The sequence below is a fragment of the Pseudomonas batumici genome, from assembly GCF_036585405.1.
GTDB lineage: Bacteria > Pseudomonadota > Gammaproteobacteria > Pseudomonadales > Pseudomonadaceae > Aquipseudomonas > Aquipseudomonas batumici.
The window spans coordinates 6552655-6571042 of record NZ_CP144470.1; the positions used below are offsets into that span (position 1 = coordinate 6552655).

Below are 18388 nucleotides of genomic sequence, written 5' to 3' on the forward strand. Positions count from 1 at the left end.
GCTATCCAGAAGGATCTGCGATGTGGGGGTTGGCACGGTGCCGTTTCTCCATCAAGACCATCGACGTGCAAGGTGCTGACGCCCTGTTTGCGAGCACCTTTTCAAGCCCTGTATCGCCCCCATGCCCTGACATGCCCCTGCTCAATGAGCGGCTTGACCGAGCGTGCTGCGCCGATCTGTTTCCACTTGGGCTACTTCCGTTAATTCAATTTATCGCCTTCGTTGCATCGAGATTCCGACATGGACGTTCGTCAGTTTGCCTTCCTCGCGGGCCAGCCTTCTGCTGCCCTGAAAAACCGTGAGCACTTCTGCGGACTGCCCAAGCGCGGACTGGCCTTCATCCTGGCGAACGCGATGTTCTGGCAACCGTTGCTGGCCCAGGCGGACGGGATCGTGGTCAGTGCGCCGGGCACCACGCTGGGTCAGGCGGGCAATGGCGTGCCCATCGTCAACATCGCCGCGCCGAATGCCCAGGGGCTGTCGCACAACCAGTTCCATGACTACAACGTCGGGGCCAACGGGGTCATCCTCAACAACGCCACTGCACGGACCCAGTCGACGCAACTGGGCGGAATCGTCGTCGGCAACCCGAATTTCAGCGGTGCCGCGGCCAACGTCATCCTCAACGAAGTGAACGGCGGCAGCCCGAGCCAGTTGCGCGGTTACACCGAGGTGGCGGGGCAGTCGGCCCACGTCATCGTGGCCAACCCCTATGGCATCAGTTGCAACGGTTGTGGCTTCATCAACACCCCGCAAGCGACCCTGACCACCGGCAAGGCGGTGATCAGCAACGGCCAGGTCAGCGGCTACCAGGTCGACCAGGGCAGCGTGTCCATCGACGGCGCGGGGCTGAATGCCAACAACGTCGACCGCTTTGAAATCATCACCCGTGCCGCGACGATCAACGCGCAGATCAATGCCAATCAACTGACGATCGTGGCCGGCCGCAACGACGTCGATGCCCAGAGCCTCAAGGCCACGGCGCGGGCCGACGACGGCAGTGCCAAACCCCAGGTGGCCATCGACTCCTCGGCCCTGGGCGGCATGTACGCCGGGGCAATCAAGCTGGTGGGCACCGAGGCCGGGGTCGGGGTCAAACTGGCCGGCAACCTGGCGGCCAGTGGCGGCGATATCCAGCTCGATGCCAACGGTCAACTGAGCCTGGCCCAGGCCACCGCCAGCGGCGCGGTCAACGTGAAGGCCGCGAGCCTGGATGCGCAAGGTCCGGTCTACGCCGGCAGCAGCTTGAGCGTGCAGACCACGGGGGATCTGACCAGCCGGAACAACCTGGCGGCCCGGGACAGCATCACCCTCAACAGCGGCGGCCAGTTGAGCAACCTCGCGATCATCGAGGCCGGGGTCAATGCCGATAACACGCGCAACAGCAGCGGCGATGTCAGCATTACCGCGCAGAACCTCAGCAACAGCGGCCAGAGCGTGATCGCCAGCCGCGACCTGAGTGTTAGCGCCACGCAGGCCCTGGGCAACCAGGGTGGCACCCTGAGTGGGCAGCGGCAGGTCAGCGTGGCGGCGTCGACCCTGGATAACCAGAACAAAGGCCGGATCCTGAGCGCGACTAGCCTGGGCGTGGCCGCCGGGCAGCTGCTCAATACCCAGGGTGGGCTGATTCACAGCAATGGCTCCCTGAGCGCTAACCTGGGCGCGTTGAGCAACGGCCAGGCCGAAATCTCCAGCCTGGCCGACGTCAACCTGAATGTCGCCAGCCTGGACAACGTCGCCGGCCTGATCGCGGCCGGCAGCACCCTGAACATCAATGCCAGCGGAGCCTTCAACAACCAGGGCGGACGGCTGGCCGCGCCACAGAACCTGCAAGTCAACGCGGCGTGGCTGGACAACAGCCAGCAAGGTTCGATCGTCAGCCAGGGCAACCTGGGCCTGACGACCAACGGCGTGCTGGACAACCATCAATCCGGCCAGATCCAGAGCAATGGACTCGCTGTGATCAACAGCGCCAGCCTGGACAATCACCAATCCGGCCTGCTGAGCAGCGGCAGCACCCTGAGCCTGAGCAGCGGTCAGGTGAACAACAGCGAAAGCGGTCGTATCACCAGTGCCATGGCCCTGACCCTCAACTCCACGGGCCTGGACAATCACCAATCCGGCCAACTGAGTAGCGGCAGCGCCCTGAGTCTGAATAGCGGCCTGGTGGACAACAGTCAAGGCGGGCACATCAGCAGCGCCACGAGCCTGACCGCCAGCGTCACCGGCCTGGACCAGCACACCCAGGGCCAGTTGAGCGGCACCACCGGCCTGACCCTCGACCTGAACCAGGGCCTGCTCAATAACCAGAACGCGCTGATCACCACCCCGGGCGCGCTGTTGCTCAAGAACCTCTCCACGGTGGTCAACCAGAACGGCGAAATCTCCAGCCATCAGGGTTTCACCCTGGCCGCCAACAGCCTGGATAACAGCTCCGGCGGCAAGGTCCTGAGCGACGCGGCCCTGACCCTGTTGCTCAACCAGACCTTGAACAACGCCCAGGGCGTGTTGTCCGGCAACAGCCTGGCGATCCAGACGGCCAGCCTGCTCAACACGGGCGGGCGGGCCACGGCCCAGTCCGCGCTGGACCTGACCCTCGGCAGCCTGGACAACAGTGCTAGCGGCACGCTTTCCAGCCAGGGACGCCTGAGCCTCGGCGCAACCGGGGCGCTGAGCAACCTGGGCGGGCAGATCAGCAGTGGGACCGACCTGACCCTGAGCGGCGCCAGCCTCGACAACACTCAGGGCACGCTGAGCAGCAATGCCGCGCTGACGGCAACTCTCGCCGGCCAATGGCTGAACCAGGGCGGACTGGTGTCGTCGGTCGGTCCCTCGAGCCTCCAGAGTCTCGGCTTCGACAACCGGCTCAACGGCCGCGTCGTCAGCCAGGGCGGCCTGGGCCTGACGATCGGCGGGCTACTGGATAACCGCGGCGGCAGCCTGAGCGCCGGCGACACCCTGAACCTCAGCGCCAACCTGCTCGACAACCGTCAGGGCGGTAACCTGTACGCCAAGGGCAACCTGGGCCTGACCCTGAGCAACCAGTTGCTCAATGCCCAGGGCACCCTCAAGGGCGACGGCTCGATCCTGCTCAACACCGGCAGCCTGAACAACGACGGCGGCCAGTTCTCCAGCGTCCAGGGCATGACCCTCAACAGCCTGGGCACCCTGAGCAACCTGGGCGGCAGCCTCACCAGCGGCGATACCCTCGACCTGAGCAGCGGCCAACTCAACAACGGTGCCGGTGGCAGCCTGTCCAGCGCCAAGGCGCTGACCGCGCGGGTCAGCGGCCTCGACCAGCAGGGCGGCAAGCTGTTCAGCAGCAGTAGCCTGAGCCTGGACCTGGGCAACGGCCAACTCAACAACCAGAACGGCCTGATCAATGCCCGCGGCGCCTTGTCGTTAAACAACCTCAAGGACGTACTGAACAACAGCGGCGAAATCTCCAGCGACCTGGGCTTTACCCTGGCCGCCCACAGCCTGGACAACACCCAGGGCAAGGTCATCAGTCAGCAGGCCTTGCTCCTGCGCATCGACCAGGCGCTGAGCAACGTCAAGGGGCTGGTGACGGCCAACGGCCTGGACGTGCACGCCGCGAGCCTCGACAACGCCAATGGCACCTTCGGCAGCGATGCGGGCCTGGGCCTGACGGTGCTGGGCGCGGTCAGCAACCGTAACGGCACCCTGTCCAGCGCCGGGCAGGCGAGCCTCAAGGCGGCCAGCCTGGACAACACCGGCGGCCAACTGACCGGCGATCTGGGCTTGAGCATCGACCTCAGCGGCGCCCTGGACAACCATGCCGGCAACCTCGGTTCCGGCAAGGCCCTGCGCCTGAGCGCCGCCAGCCTGGACAACCGGGCGGCGGGCAGCCTGCTAGCGGTCGACGGCCCGCTCAGCGCGACCATCAGCGGCGCCTTCGACAACCGCGAGCAGGGCAAACTGCGCGCCGGCCAGGCCATCGACCTCAGTACCGGCAGCCTGGATAACCGTGGCGGCAGCCTGGCGGGCAAGGACCGACTGACCTTGCGCAGCGCCTCGGCCGACAACCGTGGCGGTGTGATTCAAGCCGACAACGACTTGCAGCTGCTGGTCGATCAACTGGACAACCGCGACAAGGGCAACCTGATCGGCCAGGCTGCCATCGGCTATGAAGGTACCCGTCTGGACAATAGCGGCGGCCTGCTCAGTGCGGTCGGTCCGGTGACCCTCAAGGCACAGGAAGTCGCCAACGCTGCGGGTCGTATCGCCAGCCAAGGCGATCTCAGCGCCAACATCGACACCCTGAACCAGCAGGGCGGGGCGCTGGTGGCGCAAGGCAGTTTGTTGCTGACCGGCAAAACCCTCGACAACCGCAATGGCGGTACGGTTGCCAGCACCCAGGCCCTGACCCTCAATGTCGAGCAGATCGACAACCGGGCCGGTGAACTGTCCAGTACCGCCAGCAGCGTCGCGGTGAGCGGCCAGAGCCTGAATAACAGCGATGGCGGCAAGCTGCTGACCGAGACCGATCTCGGGCTGACGGTGGCTCAACTGATCAACCAGACCAAGGGGCGCCTGTTCGCCAAGGGGACCACACGCCTGGTCGGCAGCAGCCTGGATAACAGCGGCGGCAACGTCTCCGGCCTCAAGGGCCTGGATATCCGTCTCGATGGCGCACTGCTCAACCACACCGGGCTGCTCAGCAGCGAAGGTACCCTGACCGTCAATGCCGCAAGCCTGAACAACAGTGCCGGCCAACTCGGCAGTGGGGGCGCCTTATCGATCACCAGCCTCGGGGCTCTGCTCAACCAGGGAGGTTCGATCCTCGCGGATCAGGGCTTGACCCTTGCCAGTGCCAGCCTCGACAACCGCCAACAAGGCGTGATCAACGGCACGGGCGCGACCCGCGTTACGACGGGCACCTTCGACAACAGCCAGGGCGGCCACCTGACCAGTGACGACAGCCTGGACCTCAGCGCCACCCAGGTCAGCAACGGCGCCTCCGGTCGTATCGCCAGTGCCAAGGCCCTGACCGCCAGCGTCACTGGCCTCGACCAGCAAGGCGGCGAACTGTTCAGCAAGACCCGCCTGAGCCTGGACCTGCACAACGGCCAGTTGAACAACCAGCACGGTGTGATCAACGGCCCGCTGCTGGTCTTGAACAACCTCAACGGAGTGGCCAACCAGAACGGTGAAATCTCCAGCGCCCAGGCCTATACCCTGGCCGCGCAAAGCCTGGATAACAGCAATGGCAAGCTGCTGAGCGAGCAGGGTCTGACCCTGCGCCTCGCGGATAGCCTGACCAACCTCAACGGCCTGATTTCCGCCGCATCGCTCGACAGCCGCAGCGCCAGCCTGGACAACAGCCAGGGTCTGATCAGCAGCCGGGGCACTGTCGACCTCGGCGTGAGCAACGCCTTCAACAACCAGAACGGCACCCTGATCGGCGACGGCGCGCTGTTGCTGACCGCCAACAGCCTGGACAACCGCAACGGTGCGGTGTCCGGCAAGGCCGACGTGACGGCGAACATCGCCAGCCTGAACAACCAGAACGGCCAACTGATCGCCAGCGGCGCCCTGAGCCTCAACGGCAGCACCCTGGATAACCGCCAGGGCGGCCTGGTCGGGGCGACAAAAGCGCTGAAACTCAACGTCGACCAAGTCGACAACCGCGGCGGTGAACTCTCCAGCAGCGCCGATCTGAGCTTGACCGGTACACGCCTGGACAACAGCGCCGGCGGCAAGGTCCTCGCCGACACGGTGTTGGGCCTCAAGGTCGCCCAGGTCATCAACCAGAGCCTGGGTCAGTTGCGCAGCCAGGGCAGCGCCAGCCTCAGCGGCGCTAGCCTGGACAACAGCGGCGGCACCCTGAGTGCCCAGTCGGGCCTGGTCATCACCCTCGACAATGCCCTGACCAACCAACTCCAGGGCCTGATCAGCAGCGAAGGCAACCTGACGCTCAAGGTTGCCAGCCTGGACAACTCGACGGGCAGCCTGTCGAGCGCGGGAGCCTTGAGCCTCACCAGCGCCGGTGCACTGATCAACCAGGGCGGCCGGTTGGTCACCGACAACCAACTGACCCTGACCAGCGCCAGCCTCACCAATACCCAGCAAGGCGTGATCAGCGCCAAGGGCACGACGGCTGTCACCACCGGGGCCTTCGACAACAGCAACGGCAGCCTGAGCAGCGCCGACAGCCTCAGCCTCAGCGCCGGGCAGGTCACCAACCAGGGCGGCAGCCTCGGCAGCGAAAAGACCCTGACCGCCAGCGTCAGCGGCTTGGACCAGCAGGGCGGCAAGCTCTTCAGCCACACCGCACTGACACTGGACCTGAACCACGGCCAGCTGAACAACCAGAACGGCCTGATCAACGCGCCGTCGCTGGTGCTGAACAACCTCAAGGGCGTGAACAACCAGGGCGGTGAACTCTCCAGTGCCCAAGCCTTCAGCCTGCTCGCCGACAGCCTGGACAACAGCAACGGCAAGCTGCTGAGCAATCAGGCGCTGACCCTGCGGATCAACCAGGCCCTGAGCAACCTCAAGGGCCAGATCGCCGCCGCCGCGCTCGACGTGCAGGCCGCCAGCCTGGACAACAGCGGCGGGACGCTCACCAGTCGCAGCGACCTCAGCCTGACCACCAGTGGTCTCCTGACCAACCAGAACCAGGGCCTGATCAACGCCGCGCAGACCCTGACCATCGGCAGCGCCGACCTGAACAACCAGGGCGGCACGCTGCTTGGCAGCCGCGCGCTGACCCTCAACGCCCAGGCCCTGAACAACAGCGCCAACGGCCTGATCAACAGCCAGGGCGGCTTGACCATCAGCGCCAACAGCCTGGACTCCAGCAACGGCGGTGAAGTCTCGGCCAAGGGCGATATCGGCTTGAACCTCGGCGCCCTGACCCAGAATGGCGGGCGCCTGCTGGGCAGCCAGGCACTCAGCCTGGACCTGGCCGGCGGCGACCTGGATAACCGCAACGGCCTGTTGAACGCCCAGGGCGCGTTGAGCCTCAACCACCTGCGCGACCTGAACAACCAGAACGGCGAGCTGTCCAGCAGCCAGAGCTTCAATCTCACCGGCCGGACCCTGGACAACAGCGGCGGCAAGCTGATCAGCAACAACCAACTGGGCGTGACCGCCAACAGCGTCCTCAACCAGAGCGGCCTGATCTCCGGCTGGCAGGGGCTGGCCGTCAACGCTGGCAGTCTCGACAACCGTAACAGCGGCACCTTGTCCAGCCGTAGCGGCAACCTCGGCGTAACCCTCAGTGGCGCGTTGCTCAACGGCCAAGCCGGGGCCCTGGTCAGCCAGAACAACCTGACCGTCACCGCCGCCAGTCTGGATAACAGTGGCGGTATCCTGTCCAGCGGCGGCGCGCAGCAACTGACGGTCGGCGGCCTGTTGAACAACGCCGCGGGCGGCTCCATCGACAGCGGCGCGGCCCTGACCTTGAACGCCATGGCCCTGACCAACAGCGGCACGCTCAGCGCCCAGCAGGCCCTGAGCTTCACCGGCACCACCCTGGACAATAGCGGCGGCACCTTGACCGGCAATGGCGCGGTCACTCTCGACCTGCTGGGGGTGCTGACCAACACTAACGGCAAGCTCGCCAGTGGCGGGCCGCTGATGATCAGCCGCAGCAGCCAGCTCAACAACCAGGGCGGGCAACTGGTCAGCCAGGGGCTGTTGACCTTGCTCACTGGCGGTCTCGATAACCGCAATCGTGGCACCGTGGCGGCCAACGGCGCGTTGACCCTGACCACCGGCGGCGCCGTGCAGAACAGCGGCGACGGCCTGATCTACAGCCAGAACGGCGACGTCACCCTCAGCGCCGCCAGCCTCGCCAACGGCAAGGGCACGGTGCAAGGCCAGGGGGCGCTGAACCTGACGATCGCCGGCGATATCGACAACCAGAGCGGCAAGCTCATCGCCCAGAACGGCGACCTGCAGGTCAGCGCCGCCAACCTCGACAACCGCGGCGGCACCCTGGCCAGCGTCAAGGCGGCCCTGGAAGCACGGATCGTCGGCGTGCTGAAAAACGGCTACGACCTGAACAACAACCGCCAGGGCGGCATCACCCAGGCCCAGCGCCTGACCCTCAGCGCACTGGGCGGGATCGACAACTATGGCGGGCGGATCTCGGCGCAAAGCGGCGATGCCGTCATCACCACCGCCGACTTCGACAACCGCAACGGCGGGCTGTACGCCAAGGGCCTGGTCCAGGTCAGCGGCAACAACTTCGACAACAGCGGCGACAACGATGGGCAGATCGCCGGGCAACGGATTGACCTCAGCCTCAACGGCGCACTGAACAACCGCCTGGGGATTATCGAAAGCGACAGCACCCTGAGCGTGCGGGCCGCCAGCCTGGATAACCAGACCGGGCAACTGCGGGCCCTGGGGACCAGCGGCAAGACCGACTTCCAGATCGGCGGGCTGTTCGACAACCGCAACGGCAAGCTGGAAACCGCCAACACCGACCTGACGCTGAACGCGGGCGGGTTTCTGAACCAGGGCGGCAGCCTGTTGCATGTGGGCGACGGCACCTTTGATATCGCCACCGCGAATATCATGAATGCCGGCGGCAGTTTGGTCACCCGTGGCGGCCTGACCTTGACCGCAGACAGCTGGACCAACAGCAGCGTGATCCAGGCCGGACGGTTGACGGTGAACGTCAATACCCTGAACCAGACGGCGGGCGGGCAGTTGCTGGCGACCACCAGCCTGACCGGCAATGGCGTCAACTGGAACAACGACGGGCTGATCGCCAGCGATGGCACGGCCAACCTGAACCTGGCGGGCACTTACAGCGGTAACGGGCGTTACAGCAGCCTGGGCAGCCTGGGGCTGACCGCCGCCTCCCTCAATCTGGGCAGCACCGGGAGCATTGCCGGTGGCGGCGATAGCACGCTCAATGTCGGTGGGGCGTTGAACAACTCCGGCCGCATCACTTCGGCGGCGGGCCTGAGCGTCAATGCCGGGGCCATCAACAACTACGGGACCTTGGGTAGTACCGGCAACTTGCAGCTGAGCACACCGAGCCTGTTGAACGAGAACGGCTTGATTTTCAGCGGCGGCGACACGGCGTTGCACGTCAACAATTTCACCAACCATTTGGCCCAGCTTTACAGCCTGGGTGCCGTCAGCATCGATGGCTATGGCGGCGCTACCCAGGCGACCCAGGTCAGCAATATCTCCGGGTCGTTGGAAAGCACCAGCCAGTTCAGCATCAACGCGGCCAACTTCGAGAACCGCACGGAGGGGTTCAGCCTGGGGCGCAAGCTGGTCTCGGGGGCTATCGCCATCCATTGCGTCGACTGTTCCGGAGAGGCTTACGCCTACACGATCATGGTTCGTGAGACTTTCCAAGGGCAGGACAACGACACCAGCGCCGCCGCGTCGCTCTCGGCGGGAGGCGACTTTGCCTTTCGCGGTGGCAACTTTCTCAATAGCAAAAGCACCATCAGTGCGGGCGGCAACATCACTATCCAGGCTGACAACCTGAAAAACGTCGGGTCCGTCGGCGGCACGATTGAGCGTACGCGCAGCTATTCGACGTATGAGATTTATCACGGTTTCGCCGAAGACTTCGCCAATCAGGCGACCTATTACAACGCACGAAACAACCCCGACTTTCCGAACGTCTATTACATCAATGGCTCTGGCGGCATGAGCCTGGCGATTCCGGAGAGTTACTGGCCTCATTTTGGCCGTGACTGGGGAGACCCCACTGTGCGGTTCAGGGACGCCGTCAGCGGCGAACTGGTGGACCGCATACCTTCTATTTATGCGTACAAGCAAATCCCACAATCCCAGTACGACCCCAACAACCTGGTAGCACTGCCCAGTCAACTGCAGTCCTACGCCTTGACCGGTGATGTCGAAGTCGCCAAGGACGGCAGTGCTTCAGGCCGCAGCGCCGTTATCCAGGCCGGCGGCAATGTCTCGATCTCGGCGACCCAGGACCTGACCAATAGCGTCATTCACCAGGACTACGGGTTCAGTGCGGGCGCCAACAAAGTCCAGGCCACCCAGGTGGCCGGCACCGGCGCGCCGGTTGTGGTTCGGATCAATGCCCAACTGCCACCGAACCTTGCCCAGCAACAGGTCAACCCGCTGACGTTGCCGGGCTTCAGCCTGCCTACCGGGCAGAATGGCCTGTTCCGCCTGAGCGGGCAGGGCGGTTCGGTTCGGCAGGCCAGTCAGGCCAATCTCGGTTCACAAAACTGGAGCATGGGCGGCGCGGCGGTCAGTACCGCCCAGCGTCAACAAAGCCTGCCGGACGTCCAGGCGCGCAACTTCCAGATCAGCGATATCTCACAGGTTGCCGCCAATAATCTGCAACTGACCCAGACCACCCGTCAGGCCACTGGCAGCAGCGTCGGCGCCAGCGTCATCAACGTCGCCGCGCCTGTCGATGCTGGTAGCAATGTCATCCAACTGCCGGGTTACAACAGCGGTGCCTCGGCCATCACCCAGCCAGGGACGGTCCAGGTCGACGCTGTTCATCAGCCGGTGGCCGTGGTGGTTCCCGGTGTGACGCCGACCTTGCCGGTGACTCAGCGCGACCCGCTGATTCCGGCAATCGCCCCCGTCGCCACATCTGGTGCGGCCACGAGCATATCGACCCTGGCTCGCGTGCAGGGCCTGCCGGATATGTCGGTCAAGTCCAACCCGCAGAAGTACCTGGTCGAAACCAACCCGGTACTGACCGACCTCAAGCAGTTCATGAGCTCGGACTACCTGCTGTCTGGGTTGGGTTACAACCCGGACACCAGTGCCAAGCGCCTGGGTGATGGTTTCTATGAGCAGAAACTGATTCAGCAGGCGGTGGTGGCCCGCACGGGTCAACGCTTCATCGATGGCCAGACCTCGGATGAGAAGCTGTTCAAGTACCTGATGGACAACGCCATCAGCAGCAAGCAGCAGCTCAATTTGTCGGTGGGTGTCTCCCTGACTTCCGAGCAGGTCGCGGCCCTGACCCATGACATCGTCTGGATGGAAAAGCAGGTGGTCAACGGCGAGGAAGTGTTGGTGCCGGTGCTCTACCTGGCCCAGGCCACCAACCGCCTGGCACCGAATGGCGCGTTGATCCAGGGCACGGATGTCACCCTGATTGCCGGTGCGAACCTGGAAAACAGCGGGACCTTGCGTGCCAGCAACAACCTGAAGGCCACAGCGGGAAATGATCTGGTCAACACCGGTCTGATCGAAGCGGGCAATCGTCTGGACCTGCTGGCGGGTAACAACATCGTCAACAAGTCGGGCGGGATCATTGCCGGGCGTGATGTGAGCGTGACGGCCGTTACCGGCGACGTGCTCAACCAGCGCGATGTCAACCATACCGACCAGACTATCGGCTTCACCAGTACACACCGTGAACTGCTCGACAGCGGCGCGCGTATCGAAGCCGCGAACAACCTCACCGCCAAGGCCGGACGCGATGTAACCAACAGTGGCAGCGTGCTGCAAAGCGGTGGGGATACGCTGATCAACGCTGGGCGGGACATCAATATCGCGGCGACCGAGAGCCATGACACCACCGACTCCGGTGAGGGAGCACACAGCAGTTCCATCACCCAGACGGGGTCGACGGTCAGCGCGGGGCGCGATCTGCAGATGACGGCCGGGCGCGATCTGACGGCTATCGCCAGCCAGATCGATGCCAAGCGCGATATCGCCATGGCCGCGACGGAGAACCTGACGCTGGGTGCGGCGGCGGACGAGAGCCATTTCCTGTCCAAAAGCCGAAAGGAAACTACTCAGAAAGACCATGTTGCTCAGGTGGCGACGACCGTTCAGGCTGGTGGGGACGTCAAGCTCAGCGCCGGCAAGGACCTGGGGCTGATCGCCAGCAAGGTCTCTGCGGGAGATGAAGCGTACCTGGTGGCGGGCGACAAGCTGGATCTGCTGTCCGCGCAAAACAGTGACTACTCGCTGTACGACATGAAGAAAAGGGGTAGCTGGGGCCGCAAGAAGACCCAGCACGATGAAGTCACCCAAGTGACCAATGTCGGGAGCGAGATCAAGACCGGTGGCAACCTGACGCTGCAGAGTGGCAGCGACCAGCATTATCAGGTGGCCAAGCTTGAGAGTGGTAAGGATCTGACGATTGAGAGTGGCGGGGGTATTACCTTCGAAGGGCAGAAGGACCTTCATCAGGAGAGTCACGAGAAGACCAACAACAACGCTTTCTGGGTTTCTTCCAAAGGCAGCGGCAAGACTGACGAGACCTTGCGTCAGACCCAGATGGTGGCCGCAGGCAACATCAGCATCAAGGCTGTTGAAGGTCTGAAAATCGACCTCAAGCAGGTCGACCAGCAGTCGGTCAGCCAGACCATCGATGCGATGGTGAAGGCTGACCCGAAAATGGCCTGGCTCAAGGACGCCGAGAAGCACGGTGATGTGGATTGGCACCTGGTAAAGGAGATTCACGACTCCTACCAATACAGTAACTCGGGGCTTGGGCCAGCTTCGCAGTTGATCATTGCCATCGTGATGGCGGCTGTTGTCGGGCCTGCCGTTATGGGGGCTATGGGGGCGGAGGGGGGAGCAATAGCAACGGCGGTCAATGCTGGGACGATAAGCGCAAGTACTGGCGGAGCCTTATCCGCCGCCACAGCGGCTGTAGCCACGGGCGCCGCTACAAACGCGGCCACCAGCTTCATCAACAATGGCGGAAACCTGGGAGCGGTCTTCAAGGATGTCACTTCTTCCGACGCCCTCAAGGGGTATGCCATCTCGGGCCTGACGGCGGGACTGACCGCGAAGTATTTCGATGGTTGGACAGGGACCAAGACTGATCCGGTAACGGGGAAGATTATCGGTCCTCCTCTGAATACCTGGACGGGGGTTGGGCAGTTTGCGGCGAACCAGACGCTGCAAGCGGGTACCTCGACGCTGTTGAGTAAGTCCCTGGGGCAGGGCGGCAATATGGGCGAGGCGCTGCAAGGCGCGTTGTTCAATACCTTGGCGGCCGTCAGTTTCAAGGCTGTGGGTGATTACACTCTCGGGAAATACGAGGATGGCACGCCGCAGAAAGCGGCTATTCACGCGATGGTCGGCGGGCTGTTGGCTGAAGCAACAGGGGGCGACTTTAAAACCGGAGCTCTGGCAGCTGGAGCCAATGAACTTCTGGTCAATCACCTGAGCGCGCTGGTTAAAGATGACAAAGGTCTGTTGACCATGTCATCGCAGATCGTTGGCGTCCTGGCGGCGGCAGCTCAAAGCGACACTGATGCCAGCAAGATGGAGAAAGGGGCTTGGGTTGCCAAAAATGCAAGCCAGTACAACCGGCAGTTGCACGCGGATGAAGACAAATGGATCCGGGAGCATGCCAAGGAATTTGCTGCCAGTCAGGACATCAGTGAGCAGGAAGCGACGGAGCGGTTGAGCCAGCAGGCGTTGAAGGATGTCGATTACCTGTGGCGTGCGCTCTTGAGCGATGGCACTGATAACGCTGCAGCGAAATTTTTGGCGGGCACCGGCAAGACTTTTACCAATGACTTGGGTGAACAGCAGGCTCTGTTCACCGCGAAAGGCCAGCAGTTGTTCCGGCCAGAGATGTTTGCCGATACGGCTGATCCACAGTTTTATCGCCAGTTCGTACAAAGCGGTGTCAGCCGCCCGTTGAGCGAAGGTCTGCTCAAGGAGATGAAGGACTCCGGCGTCGACCTGAAGAATGGTGCGGTGGATCTGGCCAAGTTCGTGGTTCAGAACCCAGGAACTGTGATTCCGGGTATTTGGGAGGGGGTCAAAGGTGCTATCACTGGCATCCCTGATGGGTTCAAGGAAAGTGGTCATGCCATCGGTGAAGGGGCAGCAACAGCGTTCAATGATGACATTGCGGCCAAACTCAACGCGATTTATGGGGTTGACGTATCTACTGCCCAACAGGCGCTTTTCTTCATGCGGACTGTTGCAGCGGTATCAGGCGCTGGAAATGCCGGGAAGGCAGGAGCAAAAGTTACTGAGAAGGTCAGTGAGGCGGTTGGTAAAAAACTCGACGATATTCTCAAGGAGGCGAATGAGCGGGCGCTGCTGGCTAAGAATGGAGAGAAATTTGGACCGGATATTCCAGATTCTGGTCTGGTCGAGCCGGGTGCCGGACCGAGGATCCCTTTGGCTGGTCCAACAGAAAATTGGAAAACCTTTCTGAGCGCAGAAAAAGAGATACAGCTAGGGGCTAGCTCTGCTCAGCGCGTTGAAGACGTAATTAATGAAACTTTGTCCGGAAAGAAAAATTTTTCAAGCTCTTTGATATTAACTACTGATGAGGCATTATCAGCTGCACAGAAGTATCTTGGGTCAGAATATAGAGAGATTGGAAAGCCAGGGTCTGGAGTGTTCCATAGTGCGGATGGTACAAGAGAATTTCGTATCGACTCGGGCTCTCTTGCTGGTGCTCACGACCCGGGCGTCCCCCATGTTCATTTTGGGGTTAAAGATCCGGCTACTGGAAAGTACGTGGCTAACAATCATGTTCCATATGTTGAGTAGGGTGGGAGATGGCGATAATTAAAAGCGGGATAGTTTCCTCTGGTGAGTTTCTGGGCTGGTCTATATCTATTGATGATGATCGAGAAGGAGAAACTGGTGGGTACTACATTTATTTGAGTAAAGTCGGTCAGCATGGGTTTGACTATTGGTTTGAACATGAACAGGAGCTTCAGGCTCAGTTGGAGGATTTTGAGGTGAGTTGGTTGAGTTAGGTCTGAGATGAATGGCACTTCCTTAAAGGAGGAAGGAGGACAGAGCGAAAAGGGGACAGATTTATTTTTTAGGGCCGCTGACAGGCAACGCTAATTTTGTTGGTAAGGTCGAGGGTGATTGGTTTGCGTATAGCGTGACTTTGGAACGGCACCCCGCCGACTGTGTCTGAAGATAATTTTGTCCCCTTTTGGGTCTAGGCAGAGAGGCGCGGCTACTACTTTCAGGCCCGATCAGGGAGGTGTTGGTTAGGATAACTATATTAAATCTCAGGTCCCCAAAAAATGAGTGAGAACGTTAAAGATTTTGGATTCATTGATTTGAAAGTCACGCCAAAGGAATTGAGGTACTTTGTTTCGTGCGGGCTGGCTCTGATTCAAAACATTCCAGAAAGTTCTCTGGCGACATACTGTGGCTTAAGCAAAGAAGATATTATTGATATCTCTATGCGATTAAGGGCGGTGGCTGATAAATTGGGTGTGGATATGTAGGTTGAGCTCGAAAGGAGGGCGCGTCAGATATTCCTGTTCAAGATGATGGACGTTTGGTCATCAAGGGGGGTAATGGTAGGATTCATGTTTTGGAGCTGAATGGGGAAGTGGTGACTTCGTGTTCAATCCTGGCGCTAATACAAATAGCAGTGCGAAAAGGGGACGGATTTATTTTTAGGGCCGCTGACAGGTAACGCTCATTCTGTTGGTAAGGTCGAGTGAAAATAAATCTGTCCCCTTTTGGATTTATAGTTAAATTTGAAAGGGTTCTTTGATGGGAGGTTTTTGTGCTGTTGAATTTAAATAAGTCCGATACACCTATGAAGTTTGTGTACCTGCTATCGGAAGAGTTAAAGGAAAACCCTGGGCAAATTGTCTTGGCGCAGGCACTAACGCTGGATAAATCAAAGCCCTATATGGGGCTTAAAGGGGCTTATGGGCTTTTTGGCTCGCAGGAGTGGTGGAATAGTATTGAGGAAGGTAAAATGCCTTTGCTGTTTCTCTCTGGAGTAATACAGAGAACCTATATTGCAGGACAGGATTCCTCCTCGGAAGAAAATAGTTTTAGTTTGTTGTTGGGGGATGGCTCTATACGCGAGGAGAGTATTTATAGTCATACGAGGAAAGAAGATCGCAGGCTTTTTGTCGTTGGTTCTAGGGTGGAAATTGTTTATGCGCTTGATGAGTTAAAGCCAGGCGCGGTGGATGGTGAAGAGACCCATCTTGATATTGTTTTGGAGATGGCCGTCTCATTACAGTCAGTTGAATGATTTCAGCCACTTTTTGCTGAGGGCATGTTTGTGTCGGGAGCTCGCTCCTTGACCTGGGTAACATCGTAGACGTGCAGCTCGCAGTGCTCACCTATTGAACTGGAACTCCACCAGGTAGGCCTTGCTTCCCTCCGGTGTGAAGGTAGTGTTGAGTGGGCCGCAGCTATAGATATTGCCGACACCGCCACCATTCGAATACCCCGATATCTGGAGCGGCTGATTGGCATCGGCCTGTATTTCCAGCTGTGGGAAGCGTTTAAACGTTGCGCTCCGGTCTGCCTACCGTGCATCTCAAGCGTGGCTGTACTCGATTTCGTCAGGGAGCGCGGAGTGCGCTTCTTCAAGCCTGTTACTGCTTACCAGATCATGAATATGGCGAGCCAGTGGCGTTACGTCGGTTATGTGCTGTATCCACTCATTGACATACAGCCCGACGGCCTCCTTGCCCAGGCCTATCTGAATGGCCCGATGTGTTTGCGGCTGAAGGTACAGGTCTCGCTCCGGGTCCCACTGGATGCGTACAGGCGCGCTTTCCTTCAAGGTCTGCCATTGTTCCTTGCTCATCGACTCTTCAGGGTGGCTCGGGCAGCTATGGACCAAGGCCCATTCGAAACCTTCGCGGGAGATATCGATTGCCAGGATACGTGACTGTCCGGCGTCTTTGAGGCCCCAGCCGGATCGATACATCATCCAGAGGAAGGAGGGTTTTATCCAGGTCATCCGCTCCATCTTGAACGGAGGTGAGACAAAGGTTCCGTGGGCGAGGGCCGCATTGGCTATGGAGTCCGAATAGGCCTGGTAGACACGAATGGTCTTGTCATCGTATTGCGCGCGAATCTGGCGAAGGGGAGGTGTGGGCAAATGAGACTCCTGTCTGTTTTGTAGGATGGCGCGCAATCGCGTCTGGAGGATAGAAGAGATCAAACCGGGTGGATAAACGACATTGGCATATGCTCGGTCGACCAAGCGCCGTTTTCGGCCAGGTAGAATCTGAAGCCTTGCTCATGCATCCGTAGGGCGCCAATCGTCAGCATTATCAGTTTGCCATAAACAAACAGCGAAAGGGGACAGATTTATTTTTTAGGGCCGCTCACAGGTAACGCTCGTTTTGTTGGTAAGGTCTAGGGTGGTTGGTTTGCGTATAGAGTGACTTTGGAGCGGCGCCCCGCTGCCTATGTCTGAAAATAAATCTGTCCCCTTTTTGTATCAGGCATCGGATCTGCGCAATACCTTTCGGACAGCGGCTCGTAATATAATGGCTGATCGAGTGGAGGCAGAAAAATTGAATGTCAATAGGCCGAATTTGACTTGGGGGCAGACGCTTATGAAGTACTCTGATCAAGGTGCTAGTGATATAGGCTGGCGAGAAATAATCGAAGCGTCACAGCGGTCAAATAGTGATGTAAATAGGAAACTCGGCGTTACGCCGACAGTCAGAGGTGGGAAGTGATGGGTTTCCAGCGGGAAGATAATTGGGAGGATGTCCCAGGTTATAGGGAGAACGTAATTTCCTGGGGGAAGGCAGAGTCAAATAGTCTTAGTGTTTTATATAAGGCGGTTTTTGAGGGGCGTGTATTGGAGATTAGGATGAACGATTTCCCAGATGAGCCTTTGTACACGTTGATTGCAGATGGAGTGGAGGTTATTCACTTTAATGAGTGGCCTGTTAATTGGTATAAATGACCTTAAAGGGGCGGAATTTTTTATGTGAGTAAGGTGGTAGTCCTGTGGGCTGCATCTGAAAATAAATTCTCCCCTTTGGCGTCCCTTCTTCTCACAGCTGCTGATTAGGTGCAACAGGAACGAGTAGCGTGGTCTGCTCCTGAAACACCGCAGTCGGGAGGCAAGTGATTTTTAATGATGTAGGTGGAGTGTTCATGAAAAAAGCGTCACTGTTAATGTTGAGCCTGATTCTGACATTGTCAGGATGTAAATCCAACGTCAGAGATTCCTCCCCCAGTTTGCTCAACGACGGTATCCAACTGAGCCAGAACAAAGTGACCGTCGATGCGCAACACGCCAAGGTCATCATGAAAGCGTCGGGAGCCACCTTCCCAGTAGAGTTTTCGATCAGGCGGGCAACGGATCCTGATCGGCGAATGGATGTGCAGGGAACCGTGGTGGATACCGGCCGGGGCAAGGTGTTCGGCTGGATTGCCACGCTCAACGAAACGGTCCACAGCGCAACGTTGAAGCACTTCCCGCAGTTGGAAGTACAGGCCGACGCCGATCAACCGTTTGAGGTATTGGGTTACGCCAGCGGCGAGAGCATTAGCAGTCGCTACCGATGTGGCCCGGTCAGAAGCACTTTCACACCGGAACGAAGCAAGGTCTATCTGGTGGAGTTTCAGTTTGTGGATGACCGCTGTGAACAGCATGTCTACGATGTCACCCAGTCACAGGAGCGTATTCCCGTCGCGAACGTATCGGGCGTTTGAG

The 18388-nt window shown here is 60.0% G+C and carries 5 protein-coding genes and 1 pseudogene; 4 read left to right on the plus strand and 2 right to left on the minus strand.

Features of this window, described 5'->3' with window-relative positions:
• Positions 1 to 240 precede the first annotated feature (240 nt).
• The 3 genes from NUH87_RS30155 (at position 241) to NUH87_RS30165 (ending at position 15949) form a co-directional block, all read left to right on the plus strand.
• Positions 241 to 14478 carry a filamentous hemagglutinin N-terminal domain-containing protein gene (locus NUH87_RS30155; RefSeq protein WP_338523922.1) on the plus strand — a complete coding sequence of 4746 codons (14238 nt, stop codon included), beginning with the start codon at positions 241 to 243 and terminating at the stop codon, positions 14476 to 14478.
• A 494-nt stretch (positions 14479 to 14972) separates the two neighbouring features.
• Positions 14973 to 15179 carry a hypothetical protein gene (locus NUH87_RS30160; protein WP_338523923.1) on the plus strand — a complete coding sequence of 69 codons (207 nt, stop codon included), beginning with the start codon at positions 14973 to 14975 and terminating at the stop codon, positions 15177 to 15179.
• A 287-nt stretch (positions 15180 to 15466) separates the two neighbouring features.
• Positions 15467 to 15949 (plus strand): hypothetical protein, encoded by a 483-nt coding sequence (locus tag NUH87_RS30165; protein ID WP_338523924.1) that lies wholly within the window; start codon positions 15467 to 15469, stop codon positions 15947 to 15949.
• A gap of 2 nt (positions 15950 to 15951) precedes the next feature.
• Here the strand turns inward: NUH87_RS30165 and NUH87_RS30170 are convergent.
• Positions 15952 to 16219: pseudogene (locus tag NUH87_RS30170) on the minus strand (hypothetical protein); the annotation flags it as partial.
• Between the two features lie 21 nt (positions 16220 to 16240).
• Positions 16241 to 16810 (minus strand): DUF4291 domain-containing protein, encoded by a 570-nt coding sequence (locus tag NUH87_RS30175; RefSeq protein ID WP_338523925.1) that lies wholly within the window; start codon positions 16808 to 16810, stop codon positions 16241 to 16243.
• 1016 nt (positions 16811 to 17826) lie between these two features.
• Here NUH87_RS30175 and NUH87_RS30180 point away from each other — a divergent pair.
• The gene (locus NUH87_RS30180; RefSeq protein ID WP_338523926.1) at positions 17827 to 18387 is read left to right on the plus strand and encodes a hypothetical protein; all 561 of its coding nucleotides are present in this window, start codon (positions 17827 to 17829) and stop codon (positions 18385 to 18387) included.
• The last annotated feature ends 1 nt before the right edge of the window (position 18388 follow it).

What these genes read in the sequence shown, in the direction of transcription:
- NUH87_RS30155 (WP_338523922.1), top strand. Translation starts at nt 241, where the DNA reads ATGGACGTTCGTCAGTTTGCCTTCCTCGCGGGCCAGCCTTCTGCTGCC.
- NUH87_RS30160 (WP_338523923.1), top strand. Translation starts at nt 14,973, where the DNA reads ATGAGTGAGAACGTTAAAGATTTTGGATTCATTGATTTGAAAGTCACG.
- NUH87_RS30180 (WP_338523926.1), top strand. Translation starts at nt 17,827, where the DNA reads ATGAAAAAAGCGTCACTGTTAATGTTGAGCCTGATTCTGACATTGTCA.